The organism is Halomonas sp. TG39a, from assembly GCF_000744395.1.
In the GTDB taxonomy this organism is placed as follows: Bacteria; Pseudomonadota; Gammaproteobacteria; order Pseudomonadales; family Halomonadaceae; genus Vreelandella; species Vreelandella ventosae_B.
The window spans coordinates 1,423,909-1,439,049 of sequence record NZ_JQLV01000001.1; the positions used below are offsets into that span (position 1 = coordinate 1,423,909).

General features: G+C 56.1%; 20 protein-coding genes. 9 read left to right on the forward strand and 11 right to left on the reverse strand.

The window, feature by feature from the left end; translation table 11 throughout:
* Positions 1-4: 4 nt before the first annotated feature.
* The gene (gene yjgA, locus U738_RS06165; RefSeq protein ID WP_035578335.1) at positions 5-538 is read right to left on the reverse strand and encodes a ribosome biogenesis factor YjgA; all 534 of its coding nucleotides are present in this window, start codon (positions 536-538) and stop codon (positions 5-7) included.
* Positions 539-662: 124 nt separating this feature from the next.
* Here yjgA and pmbA point away from each other — a divergent pair, with 124 nt between their 5' ends.
* Positions 663-2,003: a metalloprotease PmbA gene (pmbA, locus tag U738_RS06170; protein WP_035578338.1), complete on the forward strand. Its 1,341-nt coding sequence runs from the start codon at positions 663-665 to the stop codon at positions 2,001-2,003.
* Positions 2,004-2,023: 20 nt separating this feature from the next.
* On the opposite strand, the gene U738_RS06175 is transcribed toward pmbA, so the two are convergent.
* The 10 genes from U738_RS06175 to U738_RS06220 all read right to left on the reverse strand — a co-directional run bounded on the left by U738_RS06175 (position 2,024) and on the right by U738_RS06220 (position 9,241).
* Positions 2,024-2,293 carry an HPr family phosphocarrier protein gene (locus U738_RS06175; RefSeq protein ID WP_035578341.1) on the reverse strand — a complete coding sequence of 90 codons (270 nt, stop codon included), beginning with the start codon at positions 2,291-2,293 and terminating at the stop codon, positions 2,024-2,026.
* A 45-nt stretch (positions 2,294-2,338) separates the two neighbouring features.
* On the reverse strand, positions 2,339-3,271 hold the full coding sequence (gene rapZ, locus U738_RS06180; protein WP_035578343.1) for an RNase adapter RapZ: 933 nt from the start codon (positions 3,269-3,271) through the stop codon (positions 2,339-2,341).
* Positions 3,272-3,362: 91 nt separating this feature from the next.
* A complete protein-coding gene (locus U738_RS06185) occupies positions 3,363-3,833 on the reverse strand; it encodes a PTS sugar transporter subunit IIA (protein ID WP_035578346.1) in 471 nt (156 codons plus the stop codon).
* A 4-nt stretch (positions 3,834-3,837) separates the two neighbouring features.
* Complete coding sequence (hpf, locus tag U738_RS06190; protein ID WP_007114683.1) at positions 3,838-4,146, reverse strand: ribosome hibernation-promoting factor, HPF/YfiA family; 309 nt, start codon at positions 4,144-4,146, stop codon at positions 3,838-3,840.
* Positions 4,147-4,244: 98 nt separating this feature from the next.
* Complete coding sequence (locus U738_RS06195) at positions 4,245-5,657, reverse strand: RNA polymerase factor sigma-54 (RefSeq protein WP_035578349.1); 1,413 nt, start codon at positions 5,655-5,657, stop codon at positions 4,245-4,247.
* Between the two features lie 164 nt (positions 5,658-5,821).
* A complete protein-coding gene (lptB, locus tag U738_RS06200) occupies positions 5,822-6,571 on the reverse strand; it encodes an LPS export ABC transporter ATP-binding protein (protein ID WP_081899043.1) in 750 nt (249 codons plus the stop codon).
* 11 nt (positions 6,572-6,582) lie between these two features.
* Positions 6,583-7,077, reverse strand: coding sequence for a lipopolysaccharide transport periplasmic protein LptA (gene lptA, locus U738_RS06205; protein ID WP_035578352.1), 495 nt, complete (start codon positions 7,075-7,077; stop codon positions 6,583-6,585).
* 11 nt (positions 7,078-7,088) lie between these two features.
* Positions 7,089-7,658, reverse strand: coding sequence for an LPS export ABC transporter periplasmic protein LptC (gene lptC, locus U738_RS06210; RefSeq protein ID WP_035578355.1), 570 nt, complete (start codon positions 7,656-7,658; stop codon positions 7,089-7,091).
* Positions 7,659-8,201 carry a KdsC family phosphatase gene (locus tag U738_RS06215; protein WP_035578357.1) on the reverse strand — a complete coding sequence of 181 codons (543 nt, stop codon included), beginning with the start codon at positions 8,199-8,201 and terminating at the stop codon, positions 7,659-7,661. It lies immediately after the preceding gene.
* A gap of 53 nt (positions 8,202-8,254) precedes the next feature.
* The gene (locus U738_RS06220) at positions 8,255-9,241 is read right to left on the reverse strand and encodes a KpsF/GutQ family sugar-phosphate isomerase (protein WP_035578360.1); all 987 of its coding nucleotides are present in this window, start codon (positions 9,239-9,241) and stop codon (positions 8,255-8,257) included.
* A gap of 308 nt (positions 9,242-9,549) precedes the next feature.
* Between U738_RS06220 and U738_RS06225 the strand changes: the two genes are divergently transcribed.
* The 8 genes from U738_RS06225 to hisG all read left to right on the forward strand — a co-directional run bounded on the left by U738_RS06225 (position 9,550) and on the right by hisG (position 15,136).
* A complete protein-coding gene (locus U738_RS06225) occupies positions 9,550-10,365 on the forward strand; it encodes an ABC transporter ATP-binding protein (protein WP_035578362.1) in 816 nt (271 codons plus the stop codon).
* 59 nt (positions 10,366-10,424) lie between these two features.
* Positions 10,425-11,225 (forward strand): lipid asymmetry maintenance ABC transporter permease subunit MlaE, encoded by an 801-nt coding sequence (gene mlaE, locus U738_RS06230; RefSeq protein ID WP_035578364.1) that lies wholly within the window; start codon positions 10,425-10,427, stop codon positions 11,223-11,225.
* 16 nt (positions 11,226-11,241) lie between these two features.
* Complete coding sequence (gene mlaD, locus U738_RS06235) at positions 11,242-11,706, forward strand: outer membrane lipid asymmetry maintenance protein MlaD (RefSeq protein ID WP_035578367.1); 465 nt, start codon at positions 11,242-11,244, stop codon at positions 11,704-11,706.
* A gap of 121 nt (positions 11,707-11,827) precedes the next feature.
* Positions 11,828-12,469 (forward strand): MlaC/ttg2D family ABC transporter substrate-binding protein, encoded by a 642-nt coding sequence (locus tag U738_RS06240; RefSeq protein ID WP_081899044.1) that lies wholly within the window; start codon positions 11,828-11,830, stop codon positions 12,467-12,469.
* Complete coding sequence (locus U738_RS06245; RefSeq protein ID WP_035578371.1) at positions 12,466-12,804, forward strand: STAS domain-containing protein; 339 nt, start codon at positions 12,466-12,468, stop codon at positions 12,802-12,804. The genes U738_RS06240 and U738_RS06245 overlap by 4 nt, the downstream gene beginning before the upstream one ends.
* Before the next feature lie 92 nt (positions 12,805-12,896).
* On the forward strand, positions 12,897-13,148 hold the full coding sequence (locus U738_RS06250; RefSeq protein ID WP_007114696.1) for a BolA family protein: 252 nt from the start codon (positions 12,897-12,899) through the stop codon (positions 13,146-13,148).
* A gap of 10 nt (positions 13,149-13,158) precedes the next feature.
* Positions 13,159-14,421 carry a UDP-N-acetylglucosamine 1-carboxyvinyltransferase gene (gene murA, locus U738_RS06255; RefSeq protein WP_035578374.1) on the forward strand — a complete coding sequence of 421 codons (1,263 nt, stop codon included), beginning with the start codon at positions 13,159-13,161 and terminating at the stop codon, positions 14,419-14,421.
* Positions 14,422-14,482: 61 nt separating this feature from the next.
* Positions 14,483-15,136, forward strand: a complete 654-nt coding sequence (hisG, locus tag U738_RS06260; RefSeq protein WP_035578376.1) for an ATP phosphoribosyltransferase — start codon at positions 14,483-14,485, stop codon at positions 15,134-15,136.
* Positions 15,137-15,141 lie beyond the last annotated feature (5 nt).

A 15,141-nucleotide genomic window follows, 5' to 3' on the forward strand; every position in this document is an offset into this window, starting at 1 on the left:
GCCTTTAAAGAGCGAGCGTTTCGCGCAGGTGTTTGAATAGCTTGCGCGAGCTGGTCGGCGGTTTGCCCTGCTCGCGTTCCCGCTGGGCGTTGCGAATCAATTGACGCAGGGTCTGGCGATCGGCATCGGGGTGCTCCGCCATAAACAGGTCGACAGCAGGATCGCCCTCGTCAATTAAGCGTTCCCGCCATTTTTCCAGTCGGTGGAACGCGTGGTCGCGCTGCTCCTGCTCCTGGTCGATGGAATCGAATACGCCTTGAATGGCGGTGAGATCCTCTTTACGGATTAGCTTACCGACATACTGCATATGGCGGCGGCGACCTTCATGGGAACGGATGCGCGAGGTTTCCTCGATAGCGCGCAGCATATCGTCAGAGAGGGGGAATCGGGCGCGTTCCGCCGGTCGCATGGCGATTAAGGTTTCCCCAAGTGCCTGTAAGGCATGCATTTCGCGTTTGAGTTGCGACTTGCTAGGGCGTTCTTCCTGCTCTTCTACTTCATTAGTACTTGAGACGGTATCGGGACGTTGCTTACGCATAGTGTGACTCACAGACAAGATTCGTAGCGGCATTATACCAGCTGCGAGTACAACATTGATTCGCCGAAGACACTCTCTTGAAAGACATTCGCTTGAGAGACATGCGGTTGAAAAAGGAGGCCATATGGCACAGGCATTTAATGCATCCGCGCAGCAGTCGTTATTGACCGCGCGTGCCGAAGAAGCGCTAGCGCTGGCCAAGCGCTTGGGCGCAGATGCTGCTGAGGTGGGCGCAAGTGTAGACCAGGGCATCGGTGTCAGCGTGCGCCTGGGCGAAGTTGAAACGGTTGAGTTATCCCGTGACCAGGGCATTGCCGTCACGCTTTACGTAGGTCAGCGTAAAGGCAGTGCTTCGTCCACAGACGCCAGCAGCGCCTCAATTCAGGCCGCCGTGGAGAAAGCCCTGGCGATTGCCCGCTATACCGGCGAAGACCCTGCCGCTGGGCTGGCCGATGCATCGTTGATGGCCACCGAGCAGCCCGATTTAAAAGTGCACTACCCCTGGTCCCTGACAACGGATGAGGCGATTGAGCTGGCGCTTGCCTGTGAGCAGGCGGGAAGCGACGTTGAGGGCATCTCTCAGTCGGATGGCGCGTCACTCTCCAGCGGCGAAGGGGTACGCGTTTACGCCAATAGCCACGGTTTTTTAGGTACCCAAAAAGGCAGTAGTCACTCTCTTTCGTGCATGCTGATTGCCCAAGACGCGGCCGGTATGCAGCGCGACTACGACTACACTTCTGCCCGCGACCCCAAGGCACTGCGAGACCCTGCCGAAGTGGGCCGCGAGGCCGCCGCGCGAACGCTGCGCAGGCTCGGTGCTAAACGCCCGCCCACGGGCACTTTTCCGGTACTGTTTGATCCCTCGCTGGCCAGTGGCTTAATCGGCCACCTTCTCAGTGGTTTGGCCGGTGGCGCGCTCTACCGGCAGGCCTCGTTTTTGTGCGACCGGCTCGGCACGCCGCTGTTTCCCGACTGGTTTAGCTTAGAAGAGCGTCCCATGGAGGTCGGTGCCACGGCGAGCTCGCCGTTTGATGGCGAGGGCGTGCAAACCCGTAATAATCGCTTTATCGATCAGGGCAGCATTGCCAGCTATATGCTCTCTTCTTACAGCGCTCGTCGTCTCGATATGCAAACCACGGGCAATGCCGGTGGCGCACGTAATGTGCGTTTAGCGGCGCCGCTGCAATCACGCGAAAGCCTGCTGCAGGAGATGGGGCGGGGGATTTGGGTAACTGAACTGATGGGCCAAGGCGTTAACGGTGTGACTGGCGACTACTCCCGCGGTGCCGCAGGCTTTTGGGTCGAAAACGGTAAGGTGCAGTACCCGGTCGAAGAGTTCACCATTGCCGGTAATCTAGAGCGGATGTTTGCTGGGCTAGTCGGTATCGGCGATGACACCGATACCCGTGGCAGTGTTCACACGGGTAGCTGGTTAATCGATGCCATGACGGTAGCCGGTGACTAAGTCCAAATAGCCAAGTGCGGCTACTGATCTTCCTCGAAACGCGCGTCGAACAGCGCTTGAATAGCTTCAAGTGCCTGTTCGGCGTCATCACCTTCGGCGCTGATCGTTAGCTCGGTACCGCAAGGGGCGGCGAGCATCAGCAGCGACATGATGTTGGCGGCGTCGGCAACCTGTTGCTGTTTGTAAACACGTATTTTAGCCGAGAACTGTTGGCCGCATTTGACCAGTTTTGTCGCTGCGCGCGCGTGTAGCCCGCGTTGATTGGTGAGTGTAAGTATTCTTTCTGGCACCCTGGTTCCTTTTCGCCGAGTGGTGTCATTAATGGATAGGCGCTCTTAAGAAGTCTCTTCTCGCTCGTTGTTTGGAGTAGCGCTGAGGAGAGGGGCCGCCGACTGATCGCTTAAGGTGTAGTGCAGCCCCAGCTCACGGTGGCGTAATTGAACGTCGCCCATGCTGGTGGCCAGCCTTTCTGCCAGCTTCTCGACCATATAGACCGAGCGGTGTTGGCCACCGGTGCAGCCAATCGCGATAGTCATGTAGCTGCGTTGGCTATTCTGGTAAGCGGGTAGCCAACGCTCTAGCCAAGCCAGAATGTCGTCGCTCATGGCGTCAACAATGGGATAGCCGCTCAAAAAAGCCACAATCTCAGCGTCGCGGCCGGTGAACTGGCGTAGCGTTGGGTCCCAGTAAGGGTTCGGCAGACAGCGCACGTCGAAGACCAAATCAGCGTCTAACGGCACGCCGCGTTTATAACCAAACGACTCAAGGGTCAGCGTTAGCTTATCGCGGCGCTGGTGCGCTACCTGGTCGGTAATGCGACGGCGCAAATCGTGTACCGATAAGCGAGATGTATCGATCAATAGATCGGCTAGATCGCGAATATCCTCCAGCGTCTCCTCTTCTTTATTGATCGCCTCTTCCAGGGTCATCTCGCTATCCCGAGTCAGCGGATGGCGTCGCCGGGTAGCGGAGTAACGCTCAAGCAGGATACGGGCATCGGTGGTCAAGTAAATAACTTGAAAATCGATTTTACGCTGGCGCAACTCTTCTAACAAAGACGGTAGGCGCTCCAGCGCTCCCGGCAAATTACGGGCATCGATACTGACCGCCAAGTGAGCGCGGTCACCCTGGTCGCGTAATTCGTCCACCAACGAGCCCAGCAGCATAGCGGGGAGGTTATCAATCGCATAATAGCCAAGGTCCTCCAGCGCCTGTAGAGCGATAGATTTGCCTGACCCGGAGCGGCCGCTAATGATCACCAGTTGCATAGAGTCTCTCTTTGCTTTGGTCAAGCTGCGTTGAGGGTGGTGAGCGAAACATTACCTGCCGTAACGAACCTTAAAACAGGTTTGAAGACCGTTAGGCCGCGGATTGCTCACGAATTTTGGCGGTAATCAGCTCAAGTAGCTCGCGCTGACTGGCTGCTTTACGCAGCTGCTGGCGTGTATCCGCATCATTCATGATGGTCGCTACTTGGCCGAGCAGAGAGAGGTGTGTGTCATCTGCTTCTTCAGGTACCAGCAGGACAAACACCAGATCTACCGGGTCTCCGTCGATAGCGTCAAAATCAATCGCTTCTGAGAGTTTTAAAAAACCAGCGATAGGGGCGGTGCAGTGGGGGCTGCGCGCATGGGGAATAGCCACGCCGTTACCGATACCGGTACTGCCTAAGCGCTCGCGGCCGATTAGACGGCTAAACACTTCTTGGCTGTCCAGGCTGGGGATATTTTGCGCGATAAAGGTGCTGTAAAACTCCAGCACCCTTTTTTTGCTGCCCCCGGGTACGTCAAAAAGAACGCGCTCCGGGGGGAGTATGGTTTCCAACGTCATTGAATTAACGCACACCTGCGCCTTGGGCGCGAGCTTGTGCTTTTTCCTTGTGTTTAACGAGTTGACGGTCGATTTTATCCGCTAGGGCGTCGATAGCGGCGTACATATCACTGTCGAGGGCTTCCGCATGTAAGTCAGCACCTGCGGCGTGCAGCGTACAAGCGGCCTGCTGGCGCTCTTTCTCCACTGATAAGGTGACTTGCACCGTGGTTATATTGTCGTAATGGCGCTCTACACGCTCAAGCTTTTCGTTGACATAGTCACGCAAGGCGTCAGTCAGTTCTACGTGATGACCAGTGATATTTACTTGCATTGACGTGCTCCTTATCCATCGGACTGTACTTCGATTGTAACCCTTTTTGCCGCGTTGCAAAGCCCTTGTCGAGAGATTCGCTGCAACGTCGACAGAACCTAGCGTAAACGACGTCGCTCACTGGAGGAAGGAATGCCCATGGCCTCGCGATATTTAGCCACCGTACGCCGCGCTACTTGAATCCCTCCTTCGCCTAATAGCGTGACTAGGCGGCTGTCTGAGAGCGGCTTGCCGGGTGGCTCCTCTTGAATCAATTTCTTGAGTCGCGCGCGGATGGCGGTGCTGGAGTGACTGTCGCCATCTTGACCGCTCACCTGACTTGAGAAAAAGTACTTGAGCTCGAACACGCCCCGGGGGGTATGGATATATTTTTGCGTCGTGACCCGTGAAATCGTCGATTCGTGCATCTCCACAGCTTCGGCAATATCGGCCAGTATCAGCGGTTTCATGGCTTCTTCGCCGTGCTCTAAAAAGCCAATCTGGCGGGTGATGATTTCGCGCCCCACGCGTAGCAGCGTATCGTTACGGCTCGAGAGGCTCTTAATCAGCCAGCGCGCTTCCTGTAGGTGCTCTTTGAGAAACTGGTTGTCATCGCTTTTGTCCGCACGCTTAATCAAACTGGCGTAGTCGGGCTGAATGCGCAGCCGTGGCAGGGCCTCTGGGTTGAGTTCTAAATGCCAGCCTTCGTGGTCGTGGCGGACGACCAGGTCGGGGGTTACATAGCTGTCATCGGTGTCGCCGTAGGCGCTGCCTGGGCGGGGGTCGAGGCTGCGAATAAGTAGGATAACATCGGCCAGCTGTTGGTCATCGAGCCCCAGGCGGCGCTTTAGCAGGCGCATGTCATCCTTACCAAGCGCTTCGAGGAACTGCCGCACTAGGCGGCGGGCGGGAACCAGTAGCGGCGTATCATCGGGCAGGGCGGCGAGCTGCAGCATCAGGCATTCACGCAGGTCGCGGGCAAAGATACCGGTTGGCTCAAACTGCTGGAGTTTGAGCAGAATGGTTTCTACCTCGCGTTGGCTAAGCCCGTCAATGCCCTGGGCACGCAGGCCCTCACGAATATCGTTAAGCGGCTGGGTTAAGTAGCCGTTGGCGTCGAGCGCGTCGATTAAGCTCTCTGCGACAAGCTGTTCGCGGGCGCTAAAGTCGGTCATGGCAAGCTGCCATAGTAGGTGCCCATGCAGGCTCTGCCCGGCTGCCTGACGCTCAAAATCAGGGCCTTCGCTGCTGCCGCCCTGGCTACCCATATCTTGATAGGTATCTGACCAGTCGCTATCTACTGAGAGTTCAGTGGGGATGCCCTCTGACCACTCTTCTTCCTTAGGCTCGCTGACAGCCTGCTCACCAAATTCATCTTCCTGCTCCAGCATGGGATTGGCATCTAGGGCCTGCTGAATTTCTTGACGAAGGTCCAGCGTCGAGAGTTGCAACAGCGCAATCGCCTGTTGCAACTGGGGCGTCATGGTCAGCTGTGTGCCGATACGCAGTTGGAGAGAAGCTTTCATGACCATCTGAGAACCACTCGTTAATCAGAATGCTCCACCCTAGTGCGAGTGAGTGTCTGGTGCAAGTGCAATAAGCATGCCATTGGTAGTAAAGTTGTTGCAGAGCGCTATTTACAGAACCAAAAAATAGGTTTATGGGCAGGCGGTGATTGTAGGCATAGCTGATCAGTTTAAAGGCGAAAATCAGCACCCAGATATACGTCTCTGACCTTCTGATTATCGAGAATGGCACTGGGTGAACCGCTGGCAATGATTTGCCCATCACCAACGATATAGGCGATATCGCAAATATCGAGGGTTTCACGCACGTTGTGATCGGTGATCAGTACGCCAATATGACGTTGCTTCAGCGCACGAATGATGGTTTTGATCTCGCCTACCGAAATAGGGTCGACGCCAGCAAAGGGCTCATCCAGTAAAATAAAGGCAGGGTCAGTGGCCAGCGAGCGGGCAATTTCTACACGCCTGCGCTCACCGCCCGAAAGGCTCATGCCAAGGTTGTCGCGGATGTGGGTGATATGAAAGTCTTCGAGTAGCGCTTCCAGGCGCTGTTCGCGTCCTGTGCGGTCAAGTTCTTTGCGCGTCTCGAGTATCGCCATAATGTTATCGGCAACCGATAGTTTGCGAAAAATAGACGCCTCTTGGGGGAGGTAGCCAATACCCGCCGCTGCGCGCTCGTGCATCGGCGCACGGGTTAAATCCACCGCATCGATTCCGACCTTGCCAGCATCGGATTTCACCAGCCCGACAATCATGTAGAACGAGGTGGTTTTACCTGCGCCGTTGGGGCCCAGTAGGCCAACAATGCTGCCTTGGGAGATCTCTAAATTGATGTCTTTGACCACTCGGCGGCGCTTGTAGCTTTTCGCCAGGTGGTGGGCATACAGGGTTTTGATCGGCGCAGTGTCAGCAGTTGCCACAGCTTGGCTCCCTATTGTTCAGGCTGAATAGTCATACGAATGCGCTGGGGCTCACTGCCGTCAACGTCAGAGCGCGCTTGAATCACTTCGCGGTCAATAAAATACTCAAGGCGCCCACCGCTAAAGGTATCTTCTTGTTGGATCAGTTCGGCTTGGTCGATTAGCTCTACGCGGCGCTCGGCGACGTGGTAAATAATCCGTCGCGCCCAACCTTCCGTCGGGCCATCTTGCCCTTCGGCTTGATGGCGCAGGTAGGCGCGCTCGCCGGTGGCTGTTGCCGTCGAGAGTTCGCCAGCCGCGTTGCGTTCGATCTCTACCCGCTCGCCGCGCAGCTGCATCTCGCCCTGACGAATATCCACATTCCCGGTATAAACGGCGGTGCCCGCCCGTTGGTCGAGATCTAAACGGTCGGCTTCGACTTCCACCGGAGCCTGTTGTGAGGTTTGGGCCAGTGCCAGTAGCGGCATCGCGAGCGCAAAAAGGGCTGTGTAAATAAGTGCTTTCATGACAATTCCTATTAGCGTTGCGTGGCCGGGGGGTGCGTGCCGCGCACATTATCAGTTAGCCGAACCTGGCTATTGTTAAGCCACACATCCATGCGTGAGGCACTCATTTGCTGGGGCGGTTGCTGCAGCATTACCGGTGTTTCACTCCAGGCATGCTGAGTTAGGCCATCATAATGCAATAGCTCGGTGTCTAGCTGCCAGCCTTCATCCGGCGCGACCAGGCGAGCTGAACCTGACAGCAGCAGGGCTTGGGTAGCGGTATTGAGCGTGCCGACATCGGCGCTGGCCAGCCACTGACGGTTTTCGCTGTCGTATAGTACGGCTTCGGGCTCTTCGGTCCAGGTTTCGCTTCGCTGAGGGGTATGAATTAGGCGCGGCGTTTTTAGCGACTGCAACACCTTGCCGTTATCACCAAACAGGGTAATTTCAGCGTTTTCGAGTACGTGGCCTGGCTCCTGAGCCTGTGCTTCAGGGTCGATAGCGGTATCTTGAGGCCCGCCTGGGTCAAGCCACACCAACAGCGCGCCTAGCGCGATAACAAGCCCGCCGAGCCAGAGGCGTAGGTTAAGCCGTTTCAACATTTATGGTCGACCGTGCAGATAGGTGTCAAGCACCGCGCCCCAGTGCCCTTGAGATTCAAGCAGCGTGTCGCAAATTTCACGCACGGCGCCGTGGCCACCCAGACGTTCGGTGGTCCAGTCAGCGTGGGTGTGCATATAATCCGGCGCGTTAGGAACCGTAATGCCGACGCCGCAGCGCTTAATCGCCGCTAGATCGGGCAGGTCGTCGCCGCAATAGGCCACTTGCTCCAGCTCGATATCAAGGCGCTGGCAGAGCCCGCGCAGGGTCGCCAGTTTGTCCTCACAGCCTTGATGGACATGGTCGATACCCAGAGCGGCAGCGCGTTGACTTACCATAGGTGAATCGCGGCCGGTAATCAGCGCAACATGCACGCCCACGCGTTTGAGAAGTTTTAGCCCATGGCCATCCTGGGTATGGAAGGCTTTGATTTCGATTCCATCGGCCTGAAAGTAGAGGCGGCCATCGGTGAGTACGCCGTCAACATCCAGCGCCAATAGGCGTACGCGGCGGAGTCGATCAAGTAGCGCAGCAGGTAGGGTCATAGAGCCTCCATATCAGTCATTTTTAAAACCAGTCGGCGTAGAACGGTGATGGGTTAAATAACGCCGCTAGCGAGCAGGTCGTGCATATGTAGAGCCCCAATAGGGCGCTGTTGTTCATCCACCACCGCTAGCGCGGTAATCCGGCTCTCTTCCATAATGCGTACCGCTTCGGCCGCCAGGATGTCGGGGCCGATGCGTTTGCCTGGCCGGGTCATAACGTCGTCAACGCGGACATCGCGCAGGTTGTGAAACTGATCCAGCGTACGGCGCAAGTCGCCATCGGTGTAGACTCCGGCGAGGCGTCCATCGCTATCCACCACACAGGTAAAGCCAAGCCCTTGCCGGGTAATCTCCAATAACGCATCGCGCAGCGGGCTGCCCAGCGCGACCTGGGGCAGGCGCGAGCCGTCGTGCATCAGGTCTCTAACGCGCAGTAGCAGGCGTTTGCCTAAACTGCCACCCGGGTGGGAAAGGGCAAAATCTTCAGCGGTAAATCCACGGGCTTCCAGTAACGCCACCGCCAGTGCATCGCCTAGGGCGAGAGCGGCGGTAGTGGAGCTGGTAGGGGCCAGATCGAGCGGGCACGCTTCGCGCTCAACGCCGCTGTTAAGATGTGCATCAGCGTGTTTGGCAAGCGTCGAGTGGGGACGCCCCGTCATGCTGACCAGTGGCGTACCCAAGCGTTTAAGCAGCGGCAGTAGGGCGGTGACTTCGGCCGTTTCACCCGAGTTAGAGAGCGCCAGTACTACATCAGCGCGGGTGATCATGCCCAAATCGCCATGACTGGCTTCACCGGGGTGAACGAAAAAGGCCGGTGTGCCCGTGCTGGCAAGCGTTGCTGCCAGCTTGCCAGCAATATGCCCCGACTTGCCCATGCCAGTCACCACCACCCGCCCTTGGCAGGCGAGGATTAATTCGCAGGCGCGGTCAAAGCTTTCGTCTAGTTTAGCCTGGAGACCGCCAATCGCTGCCTGCTCAATTTGCAGCGTACGCAGTGCGCTTTCGCGTAATAGGCTGGATGAAGCGAGAGGCTGGCGCATAGCGTTTTCTCTTAACGATTGAAAATATAAAAAGTGGTAACCGCCAAGAATAACATCTCGACACCGCTTATAGGCAGTAATTGCGCTCGTTATCCCTGGTGGCTTGAGCGGTAAGCTGGCCTAGTCTAGGGATTAGCTCACCAGTGATGTTATTAATCAACAGGAAGGCCCGCTCGCGCCGTAATGTTTTGTGGCGTTATAGTACAATGTTCGATAATGTTTTAGAAACACTGTTTTCTAACTGCGGTAGCAGCAAGTAGGGTATGATAATTAGTCCTAGCTGCGCCTTGTTAAGAGTCAACTGATCCATGACTGATGCACCCTTTATAGAAATTGAAGACCTTTATTTCTCTCGTGGCGATCACGAGATTTTCCGTGGTGTGAATATGACTATACCGCGGGGTAAAGTGACGGCGATCATGGGGCCAAGCGGCACCGGTAAAACAACGCTGTTGAAACTGATTGGTGGCCAGTTGACCCCGGAGAGCGGGCGCATCCTCATTGATGGTCAGGATGTTCATCGGCTATCCCGGAAGGCGCTATTTACGCTGCGCAAGCGGATGGGAATGCTGTTTCAGAGTGGCGCACTGTTTTCCGATTTGGATGTGTTCGAGAACGTAGCTTTCCCGCTGCGCGTGCATACTGATTTGCCTGACACCATGGTGCGCGATCTGGTGTTGTTAAAGCTACAGGCCGTGGGACTGCGCGGCGCGCGCCACTTAACGCCCGCGGAACTTTCCGGGGGGATGGCTCGCCGGGTGGCGTTGGCCCGTGCGGTAGCGCTGGATCCGGAGCTGATTCTGTATGACGAGCCGTTTGTGGGTCAGGATCCTATTTCTATGGGTGTGTTGGTGCAGCTCATCAAGCGCCTGAATCAAGCGCTGCAGCTAACCTCCGTGGTGGTCTCCCATGATATCAAAGAGACCTTGAGCATTGCGGATTACCTCTATTTAATTGCCGATGGTCAGGTGGTCGCCCATGGCACGCCGCAAACGTTGGACACTAACCAAGATCCGCGGGTTAGCCAGTTTATTCATGGCGAACCAGATGGCCCGGTGCCGTTTCACTACCCCGCTGAAGCGTTTTATCGCGACATTCTGGGTGACGCCCCGGTGACACCGTAGGGATAGGCGACAACGTTAGCTTAAATGCACACATGCAGGGCAAATAAAGGGCAGGGTTAATGCAGTCAAAGTTCTCTAGTAGCACCGCGCGTATCACCCGGCTAGGGCGTCGAGGGTGCGATTTAATGGAAGCATTAGGCCGTGCCGGGGTGTTTCTATTCCAGTCAGCGATTGGCGTGCCTTCCCGGGAAGGTTGGCGTTTGTGGTTGCACCAGATGCACTTTGTTGGCGTGCTTTCGCTGGCCATTGTGTTGGTGTCTGGGCTGTTTATCGGCATGGTGCTGGCGCTGCAGGGCTATACCATTCTGGTTGATTTCGGGGCTGAGCAGGCGCTGGGTCAAATGGTAGCGCTTTCGCTATTGCGTGAGCTTGCCCCAGTAGTGGCGGCGCTGCTGTTTGCTGGCCGGGCAGGCTCAGCGCTTACCGCCGAGATTGGTTTGATGAAAGCCACCGAGCAGCTCACCAGCATGGAAATGATCGGGGTTGATCCGCTACGCCGCGTGGTGGCCCCACGCCTGTGGGCTGGCTTTGTGTCGCTGCCTATCCTAACGGTAGGTTTTAGCGTGGTGGGTATTTGGGGCGGCTACCTGGTGGGCGTCGAGTGGTTAGGCGTTTTCGAGGGCTCCTACTGGAGCAATATGCAAGCCAACGTGGCCTTTCTCAGTGATATTGGTAACGGCATGATCAAAAGCGCCGTATTTGCCCTGGTGGTAACCTGGATTGCGGTGTTCCAGGGTTATGATTTGGTGCCCACTTCGGAAGGTATCTCGCGTGCTACTACGCGCACGGTAGTGTATTCGTCGCTTGCAGTATTGGGGCTTGATTTTGTGTTGACCGCCATGATGTTTGGCGGCCTTTAATGGCTGGAGCAGTTTCATGAAACGCAGTAAAACCATGGAGTTCGGTGTAGGCCTGTTTATGGTGGCAGGCATCCTGGGGCTTGTGTTCCTCGGCTTGCGGGTTAGTGGACTGACGCTCTCTGCACCCACACAGTCATTTCAGCTAGAGGCCAACTTTGCCAATATTGGCAGTTTAAAGCCCCGTGCCAGGGTCACTATGGCGGGCGTAACGGTGGGGCGAGTAGAAGCGATTGAACTAGATACCGAGTGGTTCGATGCGCGGGTGGTGCTCAGCCTGGATAGCGAACTTGAAGGCCAGCTCTCAAGAGACTCGATTGCCTCTATTCTGACTGCAGGCTTATTAGGCGAGCAGTACATTGGCCTAAGCGTGGGCGGCGACCCCGAGATGCTGGAGAATGGCGACACCATTCGCGACACCCAGTCGGCGCTGGTGCTGGAAGAACTTATCCAGCAATTTGTGTCCAATATGGCAAGTAACTGATGTTTCAAGTAGCGAATGTGTTAAATAGCTACTGTGTTAAATAGCTAATGTTTCAAATTGCAGGCACTAACCCTGTGTAATCACGGGTAGGGAGATAAGCGTTATGAATGGAGTGAACTTGATGTGGGGGCGTTGGTTATGGGTCGTCGTAATGATGGCAGCGTTAATGGTGCCATTGCAGTCGCATGCGCAGTCTCAGACGCCAGAAGAGATGGTTCGCGATAACGTTGAGTCGCTGATGGCAGATCTTCAGGGCCGCAAGGATTACTATGCCAATAACCTTAGCGAGCTTGAGGCGTTGGTGGATAGCAATCTCGACCAGGTGGCAGATTTTCGCTATATCGGTGCCAGCGTGATGGGCAACTATTTCCGCAATGCTTCACCGGAGCAGCGCCGTCGTTTTGTCGATGTGTTTCGGCAAACGCTGATTGATACCTATACCCGCGGGTTGGTGACGTTTGATTACGATGAGCTGCGGGTGTTGGATACCCAGCAGGCACAGCGCTATGACGACCAGGCCAGCGTTGCCATGGAAGTCGTGGCCAGTGACGGGCAAGTATATCCCGTTAGCTATAGTCTAAGGCTCTCTGACGGCGAATGGCGGGTGGTGAATGTGATCGTTAATGGTATTAATCTGGGGCTAACCTTCCGCAATCAGTTTGACCAAGCCATGCGCGATAACAACCGCGATTACGATGCGGTAATTGATGGGTGGTCGCCAGAGGTGGGCGTTGAAGAGCTGGAGCAGGGAGGCGATGCGTGACAGCGCTGTTTTCACACCCTAGCGTCACCGTTAGCGTAGATGATGCCACCCTGCTGGTAGTGGGGGATGTGGAGGTAACCGTGGCGGCCGATTTGGCCGCCAGTGGCGTTAAATGGCTCAAACACACCGAGCTCACCACCATCAGCTTTGATTTCAGCCGCGTTGAAAAGGCCAGCAGCGTTGCTATTAGCGTGCTGTTTGAATGGCTTCGCATCTGCCAGCAGCGCGGTATCCAGGTTCAATCCATTCACTTTTCAGCTCCGCTGCGCCGCCTTGCCTCACTGGCTGAATTGGATGCGTTGATTGAGCAACCCACCGCTACCTTGGCAGTTTAAAAGTACGGCATCGCCAAGCGCGCTGCTTTTCTTTATTATGTCGACCCAATTACGCTCAATGATAACGATGACCCCAAAGGAGTTTTTGCGCCATGCAACCCAACGAGGTAAAAGCACTGCTTGAATCCCGTATTGACGGATGTCAGTTCCATATCCAGGGTGAAGGCTGTAACTTTCAGGTGATTGCGGTTGGCGATGCCTTTGAAGGTCTCTCTCCGGTCAAACGTCAGCAGCTGGTTTATGCAGCGCTGAGTGATGAGATCGCCTCGGGCGCGCTCCACGCTATTAGCATCAAAACGTTTACTCCGGCGCAGTGGCAAACTGCACCGGAAAACGTTCAATAACGGTCGCCCCATGGATAAATTAATTATTACCGGCAATGGGTCGGTAGACGGTGAAGTGTGGGTGAGCGGCGCCAAAAACGCGGCGTTACCAATCCTGTGTGCCAGCCTGCTGGCCGATGGTCCTGTGGTAATTGGTAACTTGCCCCACCTACAGGATATTACCACCACGCTAGAGCTGCTTGGCCGCATGGGCGTTGAGCCGGTGATGGGCGAAAAACTGAGTATTCAGTTGGATGGCTCCCAGGTGACCCAGTGCCACGCGCCATATGAGCTCGTGAAGAAAATGCGTGCCTCCATCCTGGTGCTGGGCCCTCTGCTTGCCCACTTCGGTAAAGCCGATGTGTCCCTGCCCGGCGGTTGTGCCATCGGCTCGCGGCCGGTGGATCTCCACATTCGCGGTTTAGAAGCCATGGGGGCGGAGATTCGCGTTGAGGCGGGTTATATCCGCGCGCGGGTCGACGGTCGCCTGAAAGGCGCAACTATCTACTTTGATACCGTGACGGTGACCGGTACCGAAAACCTGCTAATGGCGGCGACCTTGGCCGAAGGCAAAACCGTTCTAGAAAACGCTGCCCGCGAGCCTGAAATCGTCGACTTGGCAGAGTGCTTGATCAAAATGGGCGCTAAAATCAGCGGCCAGGGTACTGACACCATTACTATCGAAGGTGTCGAGAAGCTGCACGGCTGCGAACACGATGTCATGCCCGATCGTATCGAGACCGGCACGTTTCTAGTCGCCGCCGCCATGACCGGCGGCCGGGTCAAGGTCAAGCGTACCCGGGCCGATATCCTGGATGCGGTCATCGCTAAGCTGGAAGAGGCGGGGGCCGAAGTCACTAGTGGCGACGACTGGATTGCCCTGGATATGCACGGCAAGCGCCCTAAGGCGGTAAATATTCGTACCGCGCCTTATCCTGCGTTCCCTACCGACATGCAGGCGCAGTTCGTGGCCATGAACGCAGTGGCCGTGGGGCACTCTCGGGTAGTCGAGACTATCTTCGAGAACCGCTTTATGCACGTTCAAGAGCTAAACCGCATGGGCGCCAATATTGTGCTGGAAGGCAACACCGCCTTGATCGAGGGGGTCGAGAAACTTTCCGGTGCGCCGGTAATGGCAACCGATCTGCGCGCGTCGGCTTCGCTGGTGATTGCGGCCATGATGGCCGAGGGCGAAACCCTTGTAGACCGCATCTATCACATTGACCGCGGCTACGAGTGTATCGAAGAGAAATTGCAGCTACTGGGTGCGCGCATTCGCCGTATTCCTGGCTAGACCATTTCTGCTGAGCCCCTGCTGCTAAGCCCCTGTATGCTAATAACCACTGGGCGACATGATGAGTAAGCAACTGATTTTAGCCCTCTCGAAGGGCCGTATTCTGGAAGAGACGCTGCCACTGCTAGCCGATGCGGGCATTACGCCTGCAGAGGATTTAAGCAAAAGCCGTAAGCTGCTATTTGATACCAACTTGCCCGACGTAAAACTGGTGATTATCCGCGCCACCGATGTGCCCACCTACGTTCAGCTAGGGGCAGCCGATGTCGGTATTGCGGGTAAAGATGTACTGCTTGAGCACGGTGCCGAAGGGCTTTACGAGCCGCTGGATTTGGAGATTGCCCGCTGTAAGTTGATGACTGCGGGAGTGACCGGCCAATTGCCAGCCCGCGCCCGGCGTCGGGTGGCAACGAAGTTTGTTAACGTGGCGCGCCGCTACTACGCCGAACAGGGGATTCAGGCCGAAGTGATCAAGCTCTACGGCGCTATGGAACTTGCGCCCCTGATGAACCTAGCCGATGAGATTGTCGATATCGTCGATACTGGCAATACCCTGCGGGCAAATGGCATGGAGCCCCGCGAGCTTATTGCCCATATCAGCACCCGGCTAGTGGTCAATAAGGCCGCCATGACCATGAAGCATGAGCGTATTAAGCCGTTACTCGACCGCTTAGCCAGTGCGGTCAAAAAGCGTCAGACCCAGCTTGCCGAATGATCTGA